Raw genomic sequence first — 20,096 nt, 5'->3', positions numbered from 1 at the left:
GCCGGGCTCGCGCAGAGATCCCTTGACGGGTCAGATCCGGCGCTTGCGGTTGAGCTGTGGAATGGTGGTCGGCGCGATGTTTACCTTGTGCGTCTGCCGTGAGGTCTGCGCCGCCAGTGCGGCCAGCGTCGGCTGACTGAACAGCGTGCGGGCATCGACGTGCAGCCCGGCCTGACGCAGGCGCGCCACCAGACTCACCGCCAATAACGAATGCCCGCCCAACTCAAAGAAATTGTCGTTGCGCCCGATCTGTTCGATGCCCAGCGTCTCGGCCCAGACCCGCGCGACCGCCTGTTCGATGTCGCCTTCGGGGGCCACGTAGGCGCGGCTGAGCAAGTGTTCGGCACCGGGGGCCGGCAACGCCTTGCGGTCGAACTTGTCATTGGGCGTCAGCGGCATGGCGGCAAGCCGCACGAACGCGGCGGGCACCATGTATTCGGGCAATTGCTGCAAGACGTGCTCGCGCAGTGCCTCGATTGAAGGTGCAAGGTGACCGTCAGCCACGGTGAAATACGCGACCAGCCGCTCGTCGCGTACCAGCACCAGCGCCTCGCGAACGGCGGCATGCGCGATCAGCCGCGCTTCGATTTCTCCCGGCTCCAGACGCAGGCCACGCAGTTTCAGCTGGAAGTCGGTGCGGCCGAGGAATTCGAGGTTGCCGTCCGCCTGATAGCGCACCCGGTCGCCGCTGCGATACAAACGATCCCCGGCCACGAACGGACTGTCGACAAAGCGCTCAGCCTGTATCTGCGGCAATTGGTGGTAGCCACGCGCGACGCCGACGCCACCGATGTGCAGTTCGCCGCTGACGCCCAAGGGCACCGGTTGATCGTTGCGATCGAGCACATACAGCCGCGTGTTGCAGAGTGCCTTGCCGATCGGGATGACCCGCTCGGGCACTGGCTCGTGGGGTTCCAGAGTCCAGGCGCTGCTGTCGACCGTGGTTTCGGTCGGGCCGTAGACATTGTGCAGACGAACCCATGGCAGGCGTTCGCGCACGGCACGGGCCATGGCAACGGTCAGGTCGCCACCGCCGCAGAATACGTCGGTGAGACTGGTACAGGTGCTGACATCATCCTGTTCGAGAAACTGCTGCAACAGCGCCGGGACAAACTTGACGACGCTGATACGTTGCTCGCGAATCACTTGGGTGACGTAAGCCGAATCGCGATTACCGTCAGGCCGTGCCAGCACCAGGCGCAGGCCGGCGCTCAACGGCCAGAAAATCTCCCACACCGAGCTGTCGAAGCTGAACGGCGCCTTTTGCAACAGCGCGCCGTCCGTGGTTGGCGGGCGAATCTGCGAGCCCCAGTGCATCAGGTTGCAGACACTGCGGTGCTCGATCATCACACCCTTCGGCGTGCCGGTGGAGCCCGAGGTATAGATCATGTACGCCAGATTCGATGCACCGAGATCCGGTACTTGCAGATTGTCGCTCGGCGCCTCGTCCCAGGTGCAGCGATCGAAGTCAACCACGGATACATCCGTTTCACCCAGCAGATCGCGGGTCGCCGCATGCAGCAGCACCGCCACCGGCGCGCTGTCGCGCAACATGAACTGCAAGCGCGCCAGCGGATAGTCCGGGTCCAGCGGCACGTAGGCACCACCGGCCTTGAGAATCGCCAGCAGGCAGATCACCAGTTCAACACTGCGCTCAACGCAGATCGCCACCCGCGTGTCCGGGCGTACGCCTTGTTCACGCAGGTGATGGGCCAGACGGTTGGCCTGTTCGTTGAGTTGCCGCCAGCTCAGTTGCGCCTCGCCGGCCTGCAACGCAATCGCATCCGGCCGGCGTTGCACCTGTTGTTCGAACAACCTGTGCAGCGGTTGCTCGATCGGGCAATCGACTGCGGTTGCGTTGAATCGGGTCAGCAACTGATCGCGCTCTGCCGGCGAGAGGATCGGCAGTCGGTCCAGGGGCAGATCCGAGTCTTGCTCGAGTGCCTCGACCAGCCCGCCCAGGGCCAGGTGCATGTAATCAGCGATGCGTTGCGCGCCGATGCTGGCGATCGCCCTGGCGGTCAATTGCACGCCATCGCCAAAGTCGTCGACGCTGAGGGTCAGCGGATAGTTGGTGCGTTCTTCGTTGGCCAGGGTTTCGATGCCTGGCCAGTGCGGCCCATCGGCCTGACCGTGCTGCCGTTCGCTGTGGCGATAATTGAGCAGCGCGCTGAACAGCGGCGCCGGCGCGGCAACACCACTGCAGCGCTGGGCCAGCGCCAGCGATGCGTGTTCGTGGCCGAGCAATCCGGTCAAGCACCGATGGGTGGCCTGCACCGCGGTTCGCCCGGGCGCTGCAACATCGACGCGTAACGGCAGGGAATTGATGAACACCCCCAGCGCACGGTCGGCACCCGCGCCGCCCTGCATGCGCCCCATCAGCACCGTGCCGAATACCACCCGCTCCTGCCCCGAGGTCGCCGCCAACACGCGCGCCCAGGCCAGGTGAATCAGGCTGGCGACGCTGACACCGAGCCGGCGGGCCTGCTGCCGCAGGCGGCCGTCCATTTCGCCTGCCAGTGGTTGCTGCGATTCTTCGATACCACGGCCATCGCCTTGCACATCGTGCAAGCCGAACGGCAGCGTCGGCTCATCGATATCACCGAGCATCTCGCGGAAAAACGCCTCATGTTCGGCCTCGCTGACGCCCAACCGCGCCTGCGCGACATAGTTGCGGTACGGCACCGCCGGCGGCAAAGGCTCGCGTTGCCCGGCAAGGCTGGCGGATATTTCGCCGCGCAGCACGTCCAGCGCAATGTGATCGAGCGCCAGGTGATGGAACAGCAGCACACCGACGACTCGTTCCTTCAACGGATCGCGGGCAACCAGCAAGCGCAGCAGCGGTGCCTGACTGACATCCAGGCGATAGCGGCGCGCATCACAGCGCTGATGCAATTGCTCAAGCACGTCGCCCTGCGCCGGGTCGATGTCGATTTCCTGCACCGCCAGCTCGACGTGCCGCAGCACCACCTGCACCGGCGTGACCAGCCCCTCCCAGACCACAGCGGTGCGCAGAATATCGTGCCGGGCCATGACCGTACGCAAGGCGCCGGCGAAGGCCTCGACGCGCTCCAGACTGGCGAAGGCCAGATGCGACTGCAGCAGATACGGATCGCCCTGCGCGGCGGTGATGTGGTGATAGAGGATGCCGTCCTGCAAGGGTGCCAACGGGTAGATATCCTGCACATTGACCGCGCCGCTGGGCACGCTGGCGACAACGCGGTCGAGGCTGGCCTGATCCAGTTCGATCAAGGGCAGCATGTCAGGGCTGATCGAGGTGCATCCAGCGGGTATGCGATTGGCCGGCACGTCGATCTCGCGCCCGCCGCCGACCGCGGCCGCCAGCGCGACCAGCGTTGGTTGGCCGAACAACACGCGCACATCACAGCTCATGCCGAGCTGCCGCATGCGTTCGATCAGGTTCACCGCCAGCAGCGAATGCCCGCCCAGCTCGAAGAAATGGTCGTGGCGCCCGACCTGCGGCACCTGCAGCAGTTCCTGCCAGATTTGCGCCAGAGCGTTTTCGACATCGCCCTGCGGCGCTTCATAGTCACGGCGGATCAGCGCGTCCGGCCCCGGTGCCGGCAAGGCCTTGCGGTCGATTTTGCCATTGGCGGTCAGCGGCATTGCCGTCATGCGCACATACGCCTGCGGCAGCATGGCGCTGGTCAGGCGAGCCTGCAGATACGCGTGCAACTGAAGGATATCCACCGGCCGGCGTTCGCTGAACCACGCCAGCAACTGCCCGTCGCGCGCCAGCACCACCGCTTGCGCAATCGCCTCGTGACGACTCAGTGCCGCCTCGACTTCGCCCGGCTCGACGCGCACCCCACGAATTTTTACCTGGTCGTCGTTGCGCCCCTGATATTCCAGCGTGCCATCGGCGCGCCAACGCACCCGATCGCCGCTGCGATACAGACGTGCCGCCGGGTCGGTACTGAAGGGGTCGCGCAGAAAGCGTTCAGCGCTCAGGTCCGGGCGATTCAGGTAACCACGGGCAATGCCGGCGCCGCCGATGTACAGCTCCCCCGTGACACCCATCGGCAGCGGCCGCTGTTGTTCGTCGAGGACGTACACCGTTGCGTTGCTCACCGGTCTACCGATATGCAGCGCCCGTCCGGGCTCGATTCTGCCGAACGTCGCCACCACCGTGGCCTCGGTCGGGCCGTAATTGTTGATCACCTCGAACGACTGCGCGCGATTGAACTGGCGCAGCCGATCACCGCCAATCAACAACGTACGCAAGGTCGGATGCTGCAGTTTGCGACTGAAGACATATTCGGCGATCGGCGTCGGCAGGAAACTCACATCCAGCGGTCGCGAGCGCCACCACGTCAGCAGCGCATCGATGTCTTCGCTACCGTCATGGGCCGGCGCCAAATGCAGCGTCGCACCGCCACACAACGCCGGCCAGACTTCCCAGGCCATCGCGTCAAAGCCGAACCCGGCGAGACTGGACGTGTGCTGGCCGGGGCCGAGGTCGAAGGCCTGACAATGCCAGTCGATCAGATTGCCCAACGCGCGATGTTCGACCATCACGCCTTTGGGCAGCCCGGTGGAACCGGAGGTGTAAATCACGTAAGCGAGGTTGGCGTCGGTCAATCCCGCCACCGGGTCGGCCTCGTTGGCGGTCGGCCAATCGGCTTGATCGAGCTCGATCACCGGCACCCGCAACAGCGGCAAGCGAGCGCGCAGATCACTCTGCGTCAGCACTGCCCGGGGGGCGCAATCGCTGAGCAAATAGCTCAAGCGCTCGCTCGGCTGCACCGGATCGATCGGCACATAAGCGCCGCCGGCCTTGAGCACGGCAAGCAGTCCCGCCAGCGTATCGAGACCACGACGGGCGACGATGGCGACGCGATCATCGGGTTGTACACCGAGTTCGATCAGGTGTCGGGCAAGGGCATTGGCCTGACTGTCGAGCTGGCCGTACGTCAGTGGCTGCCCTTGATGAATGGCGGCGACAGCGTCGGGGCGCTGCGCAACTTGCGCGGCGAAGCGTTGCGCAACCGTTCGGCCTTGCGCAAAGTCCACCCGCGTGTCGTTCCATTGCTGCAACTGCCGCGATTCGTCGGCGGTACTCAGGCAGAAATCCGCCGTCGACAGCTGCGGTTGCTCCAGCCCCTGCTCAAGAATCAACAGCAAGCGTGCGCCCAGCGCTTGAACGTCCGTGGCGTCAAAGTACGCCTGGTCGTAGACCAGATGCAGCCACGCCTGATCGTTGAAGCGATTGCTGCGCAGATGAATCGCCAGTGGCGTCGCTTCATGGCCATTGGAGACCTTGACGGTGTGCGCCGAGGCCGCGCCGTAACGGTAGTCGTGATCGTCCTGCTCGTACGACACCGACACTTCGAACAACTGCGCGCGGTCCTCGCGCAGCAGACCCAGCGCGCGATTCATTTCACTCAGGGAAAAACGCTGGTGGCGCAGGTCCTGTTTCAGCTGAGTCGCGGTGGCCCGCACCAAGTGCGCAAACGGCAAATCCTGAGCAAAATCCAGGCGCACCGCACTGACCTGGGCGAACAGGCCGAGCGTTGTTTTGAAACGCGCACCCGCGCGGTTGAGAATCGGCAGGCCCACCACCCACTCGTCACGCTGCGCCGTGCGGCTGAAATACACATGCAACGCCGCCAACAGGACGTGAAACGCCGACGCCCCGAACCGTTGCGCCGCTTGCTGCATGCGTTGGTGCAGCAACGCGGGCATCGCTTGCACATGCGCCTGCGACGGCCGCGACCGTTGGCTGGAATCCTGACGATGGCGCGGCAGCAGCAACGGCTCCGGCTGCGTACGGTATTTGTTGAGCCAATAATCGCGATCACGGGCGTGGCGGTCCGAACCCTGATAGCGCGCATCGTCGGCTATGAAATCGACATAGGACGGCGCCGACATCGCAGGTATTTGTCCCTGGCTCAGCGCGCTGTAAATCTCGCCCAGCGACTTGAGCATCTGACCAAAGCCCCAACCGTCGAGAATCAGGTGATGCGCCTGAGTCGCGAGCCAGTGACGCCCTTCGTCGAAGCGAATCAGACTGAAGCGCAACAGCGGCTGGCCATCGAGGCGATAGACCTGCTCCATCTGCTGTTGCAGCAATGCCTGCGCCGCCGCGTGCGCATCGTCGAGACCGGAAAAATCAAACAGCGGCATCGCCACCGCCATCGTCGGCAAAAAAGCTTGCCGGGGCAGGCCATCCTCGCCGACATCAGGCAGCAAGACGGTGCGCAATGCGTCGTGGCTGGCGATCAGCGATTCCAGCGCTGCCTGCATCAGTGCCTGATCCAGCGGCCCGTCAAGCTCGACATAACCGCCTATGTTGTACAGCGGCGAATCACCACGGCTCAGCTGATCCAGCCAGATATCCCGTTGGGCGGCGGTCAGCGCAAAGGTTTCGCAAGGCACGGACAGATCGTCCGCTGCTGGAGCAGAAGTAGGCTGCATAAGATCCATCTCATGTGATTTGCCGGGTATTCAAGCATCGGCCCCGCTCGCGGCATGACACCTGAAACCCGGACAAGCGCAGCGCGCCCCGCCCCGCTTTCCCTGACCGCCGGTGCTTGGGCACGCCCTGCCCGGCTGGCGGAGCAACGGCTGAAAAATCTGTAGGAAAAACACCATGCCACGGTAGTGCTTTTCACTGGGCAGTCGGCACCGGAGAAAGCTCGTCTGCCGACATTCCGGGCGCCTGATGTGACCCGTCAGTCACGCAGGCGGATAACAGGCGCAATCCTGGCCCCGGCAGGTCGGCAGAAATAGTGGCATTTTGTGTCCCTGTTTTCCCCTACAGACGCAGGACAAATGCATCGGTTTAATTGCGCTGCAGATCAGTTCAAGGAGCAATGACTAAGTGGTCGCGTGTGCATGAACGGCAGACGAAACGGTGATGACTCTGAACCAGGGATGAGAAGGATATGAATCTGACCGGCAGTATTCGCAACATGGAAAACCCGCACTTCTACTGGCAACTGGGAGAGCTGATAGCCAGTACCGGCGACGATCATTTCGCCAGCAACATGTTCCAGCTGGTGGACACGCTGGTGCCGGTCAATCGCCTCGACCTCAGTGAATGGACGCTGGATGAGCGCCAGGCCAGTGTGGTCGAGATCAACCCGCTGGGCTGTGCGGGCCTGCCTGTGGCCAGCCACTGCCACGCGACGCTCGAACGGCCGGATGATCATCCGCTGCTGCAGAAAATGATCGAGATGAACGACTCGCTGCTTATTCAGCTGAAAGCTTCACTGTTACCGCGCCATCCGCAACACGGCGTGCATCAGTGCAATCTGGTGTCGCGCACCTCCAATCGCCGTTGCGTGATCTCGGTGTATCGGCCGCACACCCAGCGGGTGTTTTCCCTGCCGGAACTGGCCTTTCTGAAAAGCCTCTCCGACACCTTGCTGCCGCTGATCGAGCGGCATGCGCAAATGACCCGTCAGAGCCTCGCCCGCCAGCCTCGCCCGGCGTTGGCCGAGCTGGATCAGGCGCCGCTGTCGCAAGTCTTCGATGAGCGTTTGGCGTTGAGTGACGTCGTCTTGTCGGCACGCGAGAAGGAAGTCTGTCTGGGCCTGCTGACCGGCGGCACCGTGCCGCAAATGGCGGAAAAACTGCGGGTCAAGAACAGCTCGATCGAAACCTATCTCAAGCGTGCCGCGGCCAAGCTCGGCGTCAGCGGAAGGCATGGGCTGGCGAAATGGATGGCCGGGGCTTGAACGGGTCTCGATCGTTACCGCTTCCGGCGCGCAAACGCAGTTGTGCGAAGTCCGGGTTGTGCCTGCCCGTGCTGTGCACGGCGGTGCTGATGGCCGGGTGTTCGTTGATTCCGGATTATCACCAACCGCCATTGCCGACTGCTGCGCAGTACCCCACTGCAACGCAGCCACCGACCCGCCATGCAGACTGGCGCACGCTGTTCAACGACCCGGCGCTCAGGCAACTGATCGAAAGCGCGCTGGCCAACAATCGCGACCTGCGCGTGGCAGCGCTGAATGTTCAGGCATTCCAGGCGCAATACCGCATTCAACGCGCCGACCTGGTGCCGGCGGTGGCGGCCAATGCCAACGAGTTGCGCCAGCGCATGCCGTCCAGCGTCACCGGCGGCCCGGCGCAGATCAGCTCGGCGTATACGGTCAACCTGGGCATCAGCGCCTATGAGCTGGATCTGTTCGGTCGGGTGCGCAGCCTCAGCGAGCAGGCCTTGCAAAGCTGGCTGGCCACCGAACAGGCGCGGCGCAGCGCCGAACTGAGTCTGGTGGCCAACGTCGCCAATGCCTACCTGACCTGGCGCGCCGATCAGCAGTTACTGGTACTGAGCCGCGACACCCTCGCTGCCGACGAACAAAGCCTGCACCTGACCACGCGCAACCGCGAAGCGGGCAAATCCTCAGCGCTGGAACAAGCGCAGGCACGCACCAGCGTCGACAGTTCGCGGGTCAATCTGGCGCGCTACCAGCGTCTGGTCGCACAGGATCTGAACAGCCTGACGCTGCTGGTCGGCGCGCCGGTGCCAGCGCAATTGCCGGCGCTCCCGCTGGCCAGTGAACTGGTATCGCCACTGCCGGCCGGGCTGCCATCGGATCTGCTGCAACGGCGCCCGGACATTCTCCAGGCCGAATACCAGCTCAAGGCCGCCAACGCCAATATCGGCGCAGCCCGTGCAGCATTCTTTCCCAGCGTGAGCCTGACGGCCAATGCCGGCACCGCCAGTCGCGATCTTTCCGGGCTGTTCAGCGCAGGCTCCGGCGCGTGGACATTCCAGCCACAGATCAGCCTGCCGATTTTCAATGGCGGCAGCCTGCGCGCCAGTCTGGATTACGCCCGGCTGCAGAAAGACGTCGCCATCGCCGAGTACGAAAAGTCGATTCAAACGGCGTTTCAGGAAGTCGCCGACGGACTCGCGGCGCGCAGCACCTATGAACAGCAGCTGCAGGCCCAGCGCGATCTGGTCCAGGCCACCCAGGATTACTACAACCTCGCGCAGAACCGTTATCGCAACGGCGTCGACAGCAGCCTGACGTTCCTCGATGCGCAGCGTTCGCTGTTCACTTCGCAACAAGCCTTGATCAGCGACCGGCTGGCGCAGTTGGTGGCTGAGGTCAACCTCTATACCGCGTTGGGTGGTGGCTGGCGGGCAGGTGAAGCGGTGGCGCGGTGATCTGCGGTGGTTTCCATGATGAGCATGGGTGTTCGGCTTGAGTTTCAGGGTGGAGCTACCCCTCATCGGAACGCCGCCCGCCCAGCCCTCTCCCCCAGGAGAGGGAGCCGATTTGTGGGCCGTTCAAAATTTTCGTTCGACTCGGTATCGCAGGTTGGCGTATCTCTCGCATGCACCTCGGTCAGTCCCCTCTCCCTCTGGGAGAGGGCTAGGGTGAGGGGCTTTGCTTTTCAAGCCTTAGCCGGCGCGGAACATCAACTCCCCGCCCCACCATGCGCCTCTTCAAAGAAGTAATCCTTCCAGCTTCCCGCCTTGTTTTTCAATACGCCCAACTCCTGCAATTTCTCGGCATAGATAAACGTACGCTGCGGCACCACTGTGAAGTCGATTTCCGGATCGTTGACGATCTGCTCCACCAGCGCCAACGGCAACTTCGACTGTTCGACCCGAATATAGGCCTGGGCCGCTGCCGGTTTGTCAGCCTTGATGATTCTCTCGGCCTCGGCCAAGGCGTCGTAGAACGCCTTGTAGGTCTTGGGGTTTTCGTCGTGGAATTTTTCCGTGGTGTACAGCACGTTGAAGGTCGCCTGGCCGCCGAGTACGTCGTAGGAGCTCAGCACTTTGTGCACATTGGGGTTCTGCAACGCCTGATACTGGAACGGCGGGCTGGAGAAATGCGAGTTGATCTCCGAGCCACCAGCGATCAGCGCGGCCGTCGCATCGGGGTGCGGCAGGCTGACGGAAATGTCGTCGAACTTCTTGTATTGGGCATCACCGAACAGCCTGGCGGTTTCGATCTGCAAGGTGCGCGACTGGAAGCCCACCCCTGCCGCCGGCACGGCGATGCGGTCTTTGTCGCTGAAGTCCTTGAGGGTTTTGATATTCGGATTGTTGGTCAGCAGGTAATTGGGCATCGAGCCGAGCGCGGCGATGGCCTTGACGTTCTGTTTGCCTTTGGTGCGATCCCACACGGTGAGCATCGGCGGCACGCCGGCCGAGACCACGTCGAGCGAACCGGTCAGCAGCGCTTCGTTCATCGCAGTAGCACCAGAGATGCTGTTCCAGTCGACCTTGATGTCCAGGCCCTGAGCTTTGCCATGTTTCTCGATCAGTTGCTGGTCACGGACCACGTCGAGGATCAGATAACCGATGCCGAACTGCTGGGCGATGCTGATCTTGCCCTCGGCCTGAGCGACCGAGCTGAACAACGCTGTGCCCGCCAGGGCGGCGGCCAACAGGGTCAATGCGGAACGTTTCAACGGTGTGGCCATGACAACCTCGCAGCAGGGGGTGGTTTGCTGAAAGGCCTGACTTTATCGCTATAAAAAATAGAAATTAAATATCTTTATTGCATATCGATAGCACTGGACGCTGAGCGTATGCCTTGCGCTGCTACAACGTCGATCGTTAACAGCCTGACACAATAAAACCCCGGGAAAATCCCCATCGGCAAACAGGCCGTTCGCCGCGCTCCACCAGCAACCATAGGGGTTTCCAGTCGCTTTTCCATTCGCGCCAGCGCTTGTCCCTGCGCATCACCCGAGCGTTTTAAAAGGCAATCAGATGGCCGAGCCTTGCTATCATCGCCCACACTTTTATGACGATTTAATGGCTGGAAGGTCTTTTTGTGAGCGCTCTTTTCAACCGGTTGCGGCAACCACACGCCCGACTGTTTTCTCTGCTGCTGTTGGTATTGATCGTGCCGATGGGCCTGCGCGCGGCGTTGGGCTGGTCGAGCCCGTTGGGTTATCTGTCGGATCTGGCCGTGGGCAGCCTATTGCTGGTTTTGCTGCATCGCCGTGCGTGGTGGCTGGCTCTGCCGGTGCTGCTGTTGTGGAGCGTGCTGGCGGTGGCGACCGCGGAACTGGTCAGCGCGGTCGGTCGGTTGCCGACGCCTTCCGACATTCATTACCTGGTCGACCCGCAATTCGTGGAAAACTCCACCGGCGGCGGCCTGGCGCACCCCGCACTGGGCCTGACATTGCTGCTGGCATTACTGGTGTGGCTGCTGACCCGCTTCGCCGGCCGCGACCGACCGCTCACGCCTCTGCCCCGTGCAGTCTGGGGCGCGCCGCTGGTGTTGTTCGCTGCGCATTGGGGCGCGCAGAACCTGTGGCCGAACGAAGCCGACCCGTGGCGTTTGTATAACTTGCCGCATCAACTGCTCGCCAGTGAAGTGGCGGACCTGCAGATTCGCGCCGAGGAATGGCTGGACGGCGATGCCGAAGAACCCGCACCGGCGATGGCCGGGCTGACCGATGTCGACCTCAACGGAGAAAAACTGCTGACCGCACCGGGACAGGCGCGCAACGTGCTGATCATCGCACTGGAGGGCATCCCCGGCGCCTACATCCGTGCCAACCGCGAGGCCATCGGCAGTCATTATCAGGAAGACCTGATGCCCAACCTCAGCCGCTGGGCCGAGCGCGGCATGAACACTCCGGATTACGTGCTGCACACGCACCAGACCATTCGCGGTCTGTACGCCATGCTCTGCGGCGACTACGACAAACTCAACAACGGCACGCCCAAAGGCGTGGAAATGCTCACCCTCAACGAGCGCAATCAGGCCTGTCTGCCGGCACAACTGCGTGACCACGGTTTCAGCACGCATTACCTGCAAGGTGCCGGGCTGCGCTTCATGGCCAAAGACAAGATCATGCCGCACATCGGCTTCGATGCCACCCATGGGCTGGAATGGTTCAGCAACAGCAACTATCTGGAATTTCCATGGGGCAAGGATGACAAGGCGTTCTTTGAGGGTGCGCTGGATTACGTTGGCCAGTTGAAGAAACACAAACAGCCGTGGATGCTCACCCTGCTCACCGTGGGCACTCACCAGCCCTACTCCGCACCGGACGATTATCTGCAGCGTTACGAAACGCCGAAGCAGGCCGCCGTCGGTTATCTCGACGATGCGCTGGATCAGTTTCTCAGTGGCCTGGAACGCAAAGGCGTGCTCAAGGACACGCTGGTGGTGATCACATCGGACGAATCCCATGGCATCGACGGCGTGCGTCTGGCCTCCTCGTGGGGGTTCAACCTGACCCTGGCACCGGAGCAGGCGCAACTGCCGCGCCTGAACAAAGGTGTCTATGGTCACGTCGATCTGAGCACTTCGATCCTCGACTACTTCGACCTGCCAGTGCCCTCCGCGCTGAGCGGTCGCTCGCTGTTCCGTGACTATGATTCCGGCCGCGAAATCATGTCATTCACCAATGGCAAGCTGCGCTATCACGATGGCCGCGGCATCTTCTCCGAATGCGACATGCCGCGCCGCTGCCGCTATTACGAAAGCGCTGGTTTCATCGCCGACAGCGCCATTTACAAGGGTCGCTACAGCGGTCATCCGGCCCGGCAGATCGCCGCCCGCGCCAATGCCCTGGACCTGTCGCTGCTGCGCACACCGCTCAATCATCGCTACCAGTTCGGCAGCAACAACATCATCCCACTGCAAGCGCAGATCAAGGATGACTGGGCCGACAACCTGATCGGTGCGCAGTATCTGGAAATGCCCAAGGGCTCGCACACTCGCGTACGCCTGACCGTGCGCGCGGTCGACCCGCAGCAAGCGGCGTACATACAACTCAAGGCCAAGGAGTTCGAACAGGACGTGCAGCTGGGCTTACCGGCGGAAATGGTCGCAACGGCGGATCAGCCGCTGGAAATGGACTTCAGCTTTGAAAACCCGCAACAGCGCAAGGCGTTTTCGTTTCATTTGCTCGGTTACGGGCAAGGCGCGGTGGAAGTCAGTGACTTCAGCGTGATCACTGAACTGCCGGGGCAAGAGGACATTCTCGACGATGTGCCCGATGACGACACGGCGCAATCGAGCTGATCCCGCTGACCAGAAGCAGCGCGGCGCTGAGAGAGTTTGCCTATCGGCGCGCAATACCTGCGCTATTAGCTGGTTTGCCAAGTCGGGTCTAGCCTTACAAGTCCGAAGTCGGCACCAGCCGGCCGCAGCAGACCTGATAGGGACTCGAACATGGCAAGCGAATCGAAATGCCCGTTCAACCATGCCGCCGGTGGCGGCACGACCAACCGAGACTGGTGGCCGAATCAACTGAACCTGAAAATCCTCAGTCAGCACTCGCCCAAGTCTGACCCGCTGGGCCAGGACTTCGACTATGCCAAGGCGTTCAAAAGCCTGGATTTTCAGGCGCTGAAGCAAGATATCAGCGCATTGATGACCGATTCTCAGGACTGGTGGCCGGCGGACTTCGGTCACTATGGCCCGCTCTTCGTGCGCATGGCCTGGCACAGCGCCGGCACCTACCGGACCGCCGATGGTCGCGGTGGCGCCGGCTCCGGTCAGCAACGGTTCGCCCCGCTCAACAGTTGGCCGGACAACGTCAGCCTCGACAAGGCCCGCCGCCTGCTCTGGCCGATCAAGCAGAAATACGGCCGCAACATTTCCTGGGCCGATCTGATCGTGCTCACCGGCAACGTCGCGCTGGAATCCATGGGCTTCAAGACCTTTGGTTTTTCCGGTGGTCGCGCCGATGTCTGGGAACCGGATGAAGACGTGTACTGGGGGTCGGAAACCGAATGGCTGGGCGGTGACAATCGTTACGGCAAGAGCAACGGCCCGGTACAGGAACCCGGTGACGGTACGCTGGTAGCCGAACCGGATCTGCACGGCAAGGAAGAAAGCCGCACCGATCAGGGCGAACGCAATCTGGAGAACCCGCTCGCTGCGGTGCAGATGGGCCTGATCTATGTGAACCCGGAAGGTCCCGAGGGCAATCCGGACCCGGTCGCCTCGGCCAGGGACATACGCGAAACCTTCGGCCGCATGGCCATGAACGATGAAGAAACCGTGGCGCTGATTGCGGGTGGCCACGCGTTCGGCAAGACCCACGGTGCCGGCCCGGCCGACAACGTCGGCCCTGAACCGGAAGCGGCCGGCCTCGAACAGCAAGGCCTGGGCTGGAAAAATGCCTTCGGCACCGGCAAGGGCGCAGACACCATCACCAGTGGTCTGGAGGTGACCTGGACCACCACGCCCACCCGCTGGAGCAACAACTACCTGGAAAACCTGTTCGGCTTCGAGTGGGAACTGACCAAGAGCCCGGCCGGGGCGCATCAGTGGCAACCGAAAAACGGCGCCGGCGCCGGCACGGTTCCGCATGCCCACGACCCGAGCAAAAAGCTGTCGCCTACCATGCTCACCTCTGACCTGGCATTGCGCTTCGACCCGGCGTACGAGCAGATCTCGCGACGCTTCCTGGCCAATCCCGAGCAATTGGCCGACGCCTTCGCCCGCGCCTGGTACAAACTGATCCACCGCGACATGGGGCCGCTGTCACGCTACCTCGGTCCGGAATTGCCCAACGAAGAATTGCTCTGGCAAGACCCGTTGCCTGACGTCAGCCATGCGTTGATTGACGACAGCGACGCCGCCGCGCTGAAAAGCAAAATCCTCGCCTCAGGCCTGTCGGTTGCGCAACTGGTCTCGACGGCGTGGGCGGCGGCCTCGACCTTCCGCGGCTCGGACAAACGTGGCGGTGCCAACGGCGGGCGTTTGCGTCTGGCACCACAGAAGTTCTGGCAAGCCAACCAGCCAGAGCAACTGGCCCATGTGCTGCAAACCCTGGAGGGCATTCAGGGCGAATTCAATGGCGCAAGCACCGGCAAGAAAATCTCGCTGGCGGACCTGATCGTGCTGGCCGGCAATGCCGGGGTCGAGCAAGCCGCACAGAACGCTGGTCATTCAGTGAGCGTGCCGTTCTCGCCCGGGCGCGTGGATGCCTCGCAGGAGCAGACCGATGTCGAATCGTTCGGCTTTCTTGAACCGATTGCCGACGGTTTCCGCAACTACAGCAAAGGCAAATACACCGTCGCGGCTGAAACCCTGCTGATCGACAAGGCGCAACTGCTGACCCTCACCGCCCCGGAAATGACCGTGCTGCTCGGCGGCCTGCGGGTGTTGAATACCAACGTCGGGCAGACCCGGCATGGTGTCTTCACCGATAAACCCGAAGCGCTGAGCAATGACTTTTTCACGAACCTGTTGGACATGGGCGTGGAGTGGCAACCGACGACGCGCGATGCTGATGAATTCGAGGGACGGGACCGCAAGACCGGCGCGCCGAAATGGACCGCAACCCGGGTGGATCTGGTGTTCGGTTCCAATGCGCAGTTGCGCGCGCTGGCCGAGGTGTATGCCAGTGCGGATGCACAACAGCAGTTCGTCAATGACTTCGTCAAGGCCTGGACGAAGGTCATGAACCTGGATCGGTTCGATCTGAAGTAACGGCCAAAAGAAAACGCCGCTTGTTCAAGCGGCGTTTTTTATGCGTTGGATTTCACGAATCCTGACCGCCAAACGCAGTATCAACTGATAGCCGCATACCCCTCGATCTGATCCGGCCACGCCGTCAGCACTTCAAATCCGGTCTCCGTCACCGCCACCATGTGCTCCCACTGCGCCGACAGCGAGCCATCCTTGGTCAGCACCGTCCAGCCATCGGGCATGTTCTTCACGTGGCGTTTGCCGGCGTTGAGCATCGGTTCGACGGTAAAAATCATTCCCGCCTTGAGCTTCATCCCTTGATTGGGAAAGCCGTAATGCAGAATCTGCGGCTCATCGTGGTAGATCTTGCCGATGCCATGGCCGCAATACTCGCGCACCACGCTGAAGCCTTCCTTTTCGGCGAGGCTCTGAATCGCGTAACCGATATCGCCCAGCGTGGCGCCCGGTTTGACCGCGCGAATACCTGCGCACATGGCGTCATAGGTGGTCTTGATCAGATGTTGCGCTTCAGGCGTGGCCTCACCGACCACGTACATGCGGCTGGTGTCGCCGAACCAGCCGTCCTTGATCACGGCGATGTCGAGGTTGAGGATATCGCCATCCTTCAGCGGAGTAGCAGAAGGAATGCCGTGGCAGACCACGTCGTTGACCGAGGCGCAGACGGTTTTCGGGAAGCCGTGATAACCGACGTTGGCCGGAACGGCTTTCTGTACGTTGACGATGTAGTCGTTGCACAGCCGATCCAGTTCATCGGTGGTCACCCCGGCCTTGACGTGGGGTACCAGCATGGCCAGCACTTGGGCGGCCAGTCTGCCGGCCGCGCGGGATTTTTCGATCTCGGCCGGGGTGTTGAGCTTGATCTGGTTTCTCATGCGAGGGCGACTTCCTGTGTCAGTTGGTGCAGGTCGAGCCCGCCATTCTGTTCGGCGCGGATCAGCAAACGGCAGATCGCGCTGTGGTCGAGATTGGGGTGCAACTCGGCGAGCATGCCGATGCGCATCCAGTGCTCGGCCTGCGCGTTGATCGAGCGGCTGAGTGCGTTGCTGGAGATGCGCAGGTTTTCGTGCATGTCTTCGGAAATTTTTACGATGCCCATGGAGGTAATCCGATACGGAATGTATATGGATCGTATATTAGCGTTTGGGGTTCGCGTATTGCAAATCAGGGTTGTGACGTTTGTTTTTTTCAGGATCTGCAGGCGGGTGGCTAGAAGCATGCGGTCGGCTTTGGACTTGTGGTGGCCCCGCCCCTCACCCCAGCCCTCTCCCCTTGGAGAGGGAGCCGATTTCGGTTGGTTTTGAAATTTGCATTCGACTCGGTATTTCATGTCCACATAGCCCTCGCATCCACCGCAGTCAGTCCCCTCTCCCTACGGGCGGTCCGACGTTTCGGGAGGGCTAGGGTGAGGGGCTTTTCAAAAGATTCATCTCCCCCTCATCCCCCCAAATCGTCTACCATGCCGCCGCCGGTTTCCGCATGGGATTAATAGGGAATCCGAGGTGCTTGTTCAGCATCGATCGGAACTGCCCCCGCAACTGTAGGTGCCGAGCCTGCTCCTCGACTGCCACTGGGTAACCCCCGGGAAGGCCGGAGCCAGGCGATGACGCATCAGTCAGGAGACCTGCCGGCACAATGACTACTAACCGGCGGGGTGTCCGGGAAGGACATCGTGCCGTGCGCGTTTTTCGCGTGATGACCGGCCTTGCGTTATTTCCTGATGGCGCTTGATGGTGTGTTTCCAAACCGTACCCGCCCTCCCCGTACGGTTCCATTGGAGACTGCCCCATGCTGCTGCCCCGTATTGCCACCCTGTTCACCAGTCTGGGCCTCTGTGCCTTGGCGCAAGCGGCGCCCACGGTTTATCCGCTGACGATCGAGAACTGCGGCAGCAGCCTGACGTTTCAGCACGCCCCGGCACGCACGATCACCATCGGCCAGGCCGGCACGGAAATGCTCTATGCCCTGGGGCTGAGCGACAAGGTCGTTGGCACTTCGCTGTGGTTCAACGACGTGCTGCCCCAATACAAGGCGCAGAACGAAAAGATAGAGCGCCTCGCTGATAACGAACCGAGTTTCGAAGCGGTGATCGGCAAGCGCCCGGAGCTGGTCGCGGTGGAGCTGGAATGGATGGTCGGCCCGCAAGGTGCGGTCGGCACCCGCGAGCAGTTTCATGAATTGAAGATTCCTACCTACCTGCTGCCCTCCGATTGCGAAGCCAAGGACAACCTCGTCGGCTCCGATGGCACGCGGCTGGCGCCGTTTCGCATCGACAGCATTTACAAAGGCGTGAGCCAACTGGCGCAGGTTTTCGATGTGCAGGCGCGTGGCGAACGGCTCAACGAACAACTCAAGGCCAGCCTCGCGCAATCGATCGCCACGGCGAAAACCCAGCAGCGCAAGGATGTCAGCGCTGTGGTCTGGTTTTCCAGCGCCGAGATGGACATCGAGCCGTTTGTGGCCGGGCACAAAGGCGTTCCGGATTTCATGCTGAGCACCCTGGGCGTGCGCAATGTGGTCGAGTCGGATGAAGAATGGCCGACCGTGGGTTGGGAAACCATTGCCAAAGCCAACCCGACTTTTCTGGTCATCGCGCGCATGGATCGTCGGCGTTTCCCGGCTGACGACTATCAGAAGAAACTCGCCTTCCTGCGCAGCGACCCGGTGACGCGCAACATGGACGCGGTGAAACACAACCGCATCATCATCCTCGACGCCATGGCCATGCAGGCCAGCCTGCGCACCTTCGACGGCCTGGCGCAACTGGCCGCCGCCATCAACGCCTACGACCTGGCGCCATGAGCAGACGCCTGATCCGTTCGCTGCTGGTACTGCTGACGCTATCGGTTGCGCTTATCGGCGGAGTGGCGATCGGTGAGACTTCGATCGAGCCGGGCGTGGTGCTGCAAGTGCTGGCCAACAAGCTGTGGGGCGCCGGTTATGTGCTCGACCCGATCGATGAAGGCATCGTCTGGAATTACCGCCTGACCCGCGCACTGGTCGCCGCTGCCTGCGGCGCCGGGCTGGCAACGTGCGGGGTGATCTTGCAGTCGCTGTTGCGCAATCCGTTGGCCGATCCTTATCTGCTGGGCATCTCCGCCGGGGCCTCGACTGGCGCGGTAATGGTCGCCTTGCTTGGCGTGGGTGCCGGGCTGGTGTCGCTGTCAGCCGGCGCGTTTGCCGGTGCGGTGACGGCATTCGTGCTGGTGATTCTGCTGGCACGGGTCAGCGGCTCGACCAACGGTACCGGGCAGATCATTCTGGCCGGGATTGCCGGTTCGCAATTGTTCAATGCGCTGACCGCATTCTTGATTACTCGCTCGGCGAGTTCCGAGCAGGCCCGCGGGATCATGTTCTGGCTGCTCGGCAACCTCGGCGGGGTGCGCTGGCCGTCGGTGTGGCTGGCGGTGCCGGTGGCCCTGCTCGGGCTGGTCGTGTGCCTGTGGCATCGGCGCGCGCTGGATGCGTTTACCTTTGGCGCGGATTCGGCGGCGTCGCTCGGCATACCGGTGCGCCGCGTGCAGATTCTGCTGATCGGTTGCGCGGCGCTGGTCACGGCCGCGATGGTCTCGATTGTCGGTTCGATCGGTTTTGTCGGCCTGGTGATCCCCCATGCGGCGCGGTTGTTGCTCGGCACCGGGCATGCTCGACTGCTGCCGGCGAGTGCCTTGGGCGGCGCGGTGTTTCTGATTGCCGCCGATGTGTTGTCGCGCACCCTGATCAAGGGGCAGGTGATTCCGGTCGGGGTGATCACCGCGCTGGTCGGCGCGCCGGTGTTTGCGCTGATTCTGGTGGGCCGGAGGTCGGCGCGATGAACGCGGTATTGAGTTGCTCAGACTTGAGTTTCAAGGTGCGCGGCGCCGAGTTGCTGAAGGCTGTCAGCCTGCAGGTGCAACGCGGCGAAACCCTGGGCATTGTCGGGCCGAATGGTGCGGGTAAATCGACCTTGTTGAAGCTGTTGGCCGGCCTGCGCGAGCCGAGCGCTGGCGAGGTACTGCTCGACGGTCAGCGCCTGGGCAAAATGGCGCGCCGCAGCGTTGCGCAGACGCTTGCGGTGGTCGAGCAACAGGCTGACACCGATGACGGCATTCGCGTGTTCGATGCGGTGGCGCTGGGGCGTACGCCTTGGTTGTCGGCGTTGCAACCGTGGTCGACTGCGGACGCTGCCATCGTTGAGCAGGCGCTGGTGGATGTCGATGCGGTGCACTTGCGTCAGCGCGTCTGGCGCAGCCTGTCGGGGGGTGAGAGACAACGGGTGCACATCGCCCGTGCCTTGGCGCAGCGGCCGCAGATTCTGTTGCTGGATGAGCCGGCCAACCATCTCGATATTCAGCATCAGTTGACGATTCTCAGTGTTGTGAAAGCGTTGCCGGTGACTACGTTGATTGCGCTGCATGATCTGAACCAGGCGCTCAAGTGTGATCGTCTGGCGGTGCTTGAGCGTGGGGAGTTGGTGGCGCTGGGCAAGCCGCTGGAAGTGCTGACGCCGCAGCGTTTGTTGGAGACGTTTGGGGTTCGGGGGCGGTATTTGACTGATCCGTTTGATGGTGAGCAGATTTTGCGTTTTCACTCGTGACGTTGTGGGAGCCGGGCTGCTGTTTTTGATTGGGGACATATCCGTTGCTGCGGTTATGGCGGCTTAGGGTTTCGCCCTTACGGCGAGGCACTTTTTCCAGACGCCGAAAAAGTACCCAA

11 protein-coding genes and 1 riboswitch are annotated in these 20,096 nt (G+C 62.3%); of the genes, 7 read left to right on the top strand and 4 right to left on the bottom strand.

The window, feature by feature from the left end; translation table 11 throughout:
• Positions 1–30 precede the first annotated feature (30 nt).
• Positions 31–6,438 (bottom strand): non-ribosomal peptide synthetase, encoded by a 6,408-nt coding sequence (locus BLU24_RS13305; protein WP_093100915.1) that lies wholly within the window; start codon positions 6,436–6,438, stop codon positions 31–33.
• Between the two features lie 470 nt (positions 6,439–6,908).
• Here BLU24_RS13305 and BLU24_RS13300 point away from each other — a divergent pair, with 470 nt between their 5' ends.
• Positions 6,909–7,703: a helix-turn-helix transcriptional regulator gene (locus BLU24_RS13300; RefSeq protein WP_093100913.1), complete on the top strand. Its 795-nt coding sequence runs from the start codon at positions 6,909–6,911 to the stop codon at positions 7,701–7,703.
• An 89-nt stretch (positions 7,704–7,792) separates the two neighbouring features.
• Positions 7,793–9,145 carry an efflux transporter outer membrane subunit gene (locus BLU24_RS13295; protein ID WP_231990223.1) on the top strand — a complete coding sequence of 451 codons (1,353 nt, stop codon included), beginning with the start codon at positions 7,793–7,795 and terminating at the stop codon, positions 9,143–9,145.
• Positions 9,146–9,399: 254 nt separating this feature from the next.
• Here BLU24_RS13295 and BLU24_RS13290 read toward each other — a convergent pair whose 3' ends face one another.
• Complete coding sequence (locus tag BLU24_RS13290; protein ID WP_093100909.1) at positions 9,400–10,416, bottom strand: ABC transporter substrate-binding protein; 1,017 nt, start codon at positions 10,414–10,416, stop codon at positions 9,400–9,402.
• A gap of 356 nt (positions 10,417–10,772) precedes the next feature.
• Between BLU24_RS13290 and BLU24_RS13285 the strand changes: the two genes are divergently transcribed.
• Positions 10,773–12,983, top strand: a complete 2,211-nt coding sequence (locus BLU24_RS13285) for an LTA synthase family protein (RefSeq protein WP_093100907.1) — start codon at positions 10,773–10,775, stop codon at positions 12,981–12,983.
• 150 nt (positions 12,984–13,133) lie between these two features.
• On the top strand, positions 13,134–15,404 hold the full coding sequence (katG, locus tag BLU24_RS13280) for a catalase/peroxidase HPI (protein WP_093100905.1): 2,271 nt from the start codon (positions 13,134–13,136) through the stop codon (positions 15,402–15,404).
• A gap of 80 nt (positions 15,405–15,484) precedes the next feature.
• Here the strand turns inward: katG and map are convergent, their stop codons facing one another.
• The gene (gene map / locus BLU24_RS13275; RefSeq protein WP_093100903.1) at positions 15,485–16,276 is read right to left on the bottom strand and encodes a type I methionyl aminopeptidase; all 792 of its coding nucleotides are present in this window, start codon (positions 16,274–16,276) and stop codon (positions 15,485–15,487) included.
• Positions 16,273–16,620 (bottom strand): ParD-like family protein, encoded by a 348-nt coding sequence (locus BLU24_RS13270; RefSeq protein ID WP_157720877.1) that lies wholly within the window; start codon positions 16,618–16,620, stop codon positions 16,273–16,275. Before BLU24_RS13270 ends, map begins: the two co-directional genes overlap by 4 nt.
• A 233-nt stretch (positions 16,621–16,853) precedes the next feature.
• Positions 16,854–17,047: riboswitch (cobalamin riboswitch) on the top strand.
• A gap of 142 nt (positions 17,048–17,189) precedes the next feature.
• Between BLU24_RS13270 and BLU24_RS13265 the strand changes: the two genes are divergently transcribed.
• The 3 genes from BLU24_RS13265 to BLU24_RS13255 are packed head-to-tail and all read left to right on the top strand — an operon-like array spanning position 17,190 to position 19,977.
• On the top strand, positions 17,190–18,203 hold the full coding sequence (locus tag BLU24_RS13265; RefSeq protein ID WP_093100901.1) for an ABC transporter substrate-binding protein: 1,014 nt from the start codon (positions 17,190–17,192) through the stop codon (positions 18,201–18,203).
• Positions 18,200–19,216, top strand: coding sequence for a FecCD family ABC transporter permease (locus BLU24_RS13260; RefSeq protein WP_093100899.1), 1,017 nt, complete (start codon positions 18,200–18,202; stop codon positions 19,214–19,216). Before BLU24_RS13265 ends, BLU24_RS13260 begins: the two co-directional genes overlap by 4 nt.
• Positions 19,213–19,977, top strand: a complete 765-nt coding sequence (locus BLU24_RS13255; protein WP_093100897.1) for an ABC transporter ATP-binding protein — start codon at positions 19,213–19,215, stop codon at positions 19,975–19,977. The genes BLU24_RS13260 and BLU24_RS13255 overlap by 4 nt, the downstream gene beginning before the upstream one ends.
• Positions 19,978–20,096 lie beyond the last annotated feature (119 nt).

It is taken from the genome of Pseudomonas sp. Z003-0.4C(8344-21) (genome assembly GCF_900104975.1).
In the GTDB taxonomy this organism is placed as follows: Bacteria; Pseudomonadota; Gammaproteobacteria; order Pseudomonadales; family Pseudomonadaceae; genus Aquipseudomonas; species Aquipseudomonas granadensis.
Note: the sequence above shows the minus strand (reverse complement) of the source record. Positions and strands in the feature narration are given on the sequence as shown.

Coding starts and splice junctions, on each gene's coding strand:
- BLU24_RS13305 (WP_093100915.1), bottom strand. CDS start 6,438: ATGCAGCCTACTTCTGCTCCAGCAGCGGACGATCTGTCCGTGCCTTGC.
- BLU24_RS13300 (WP_093100913.1), top strand. CDS start 6,909: ATGAATCTGACCGGCAGTATTCGCAACATGGAAAACCCGCACTTCTAC.
- BLU24_RS13295 (WP_231990223.1), top strand. CDS start 7,793: ATGGCCGGGTGTTCGTTGATTCCGGATTATCACCAACCGCCATTGCCG.
- BLU24_RS13290 (WP_093100909.1), bottom strand. CDS start 10,416: ATGGCCACACCGTTGAAACGTTCCGCATTGACCCTGTTGGCCGCCGCC.
- katG (WP_093100905.1), top strand. CDS start 13,134: ATGGCAAGCGAATCGAAATGCCCGTTCAACCATGCCGCCGGTGGCGGC.
- map (WP_093100903.1), bottom strand. CDS start 16,276: ATGAGAAACCAGATCAAGCTCAACACCCCGGCCGAGATCGAAAAATCC.
- BLU24_RS13270 (WP_157720877.1), bottom strand. CDS start 16,620: ATGCTTCTAGCCACCCGCCTGCAGATCCTGAAAAAAACAAACGTCACA.
- BLU24_RS13265 (WP_093100901.1), top strand. CDS start 17,190: ATGCTGCTGCCCCGTATTGCCACCCTGTTCACCAGTCTGGGCCTCTGT.
- BLU24_RS13260 (WP_093100899.1), top strand. CDS start 18,200: ATGAGCAGACGCCTGATCCGTTCGCTGCTGGTACTGCTGACGCTATCG.
- BLU24_RS13255 (WP_093100897.1), top strand. CDS start 19,213: ATGAACGCGGTATTGAGTTGCTCAGACTTGAGTTTCAAGGTGCGCGGC.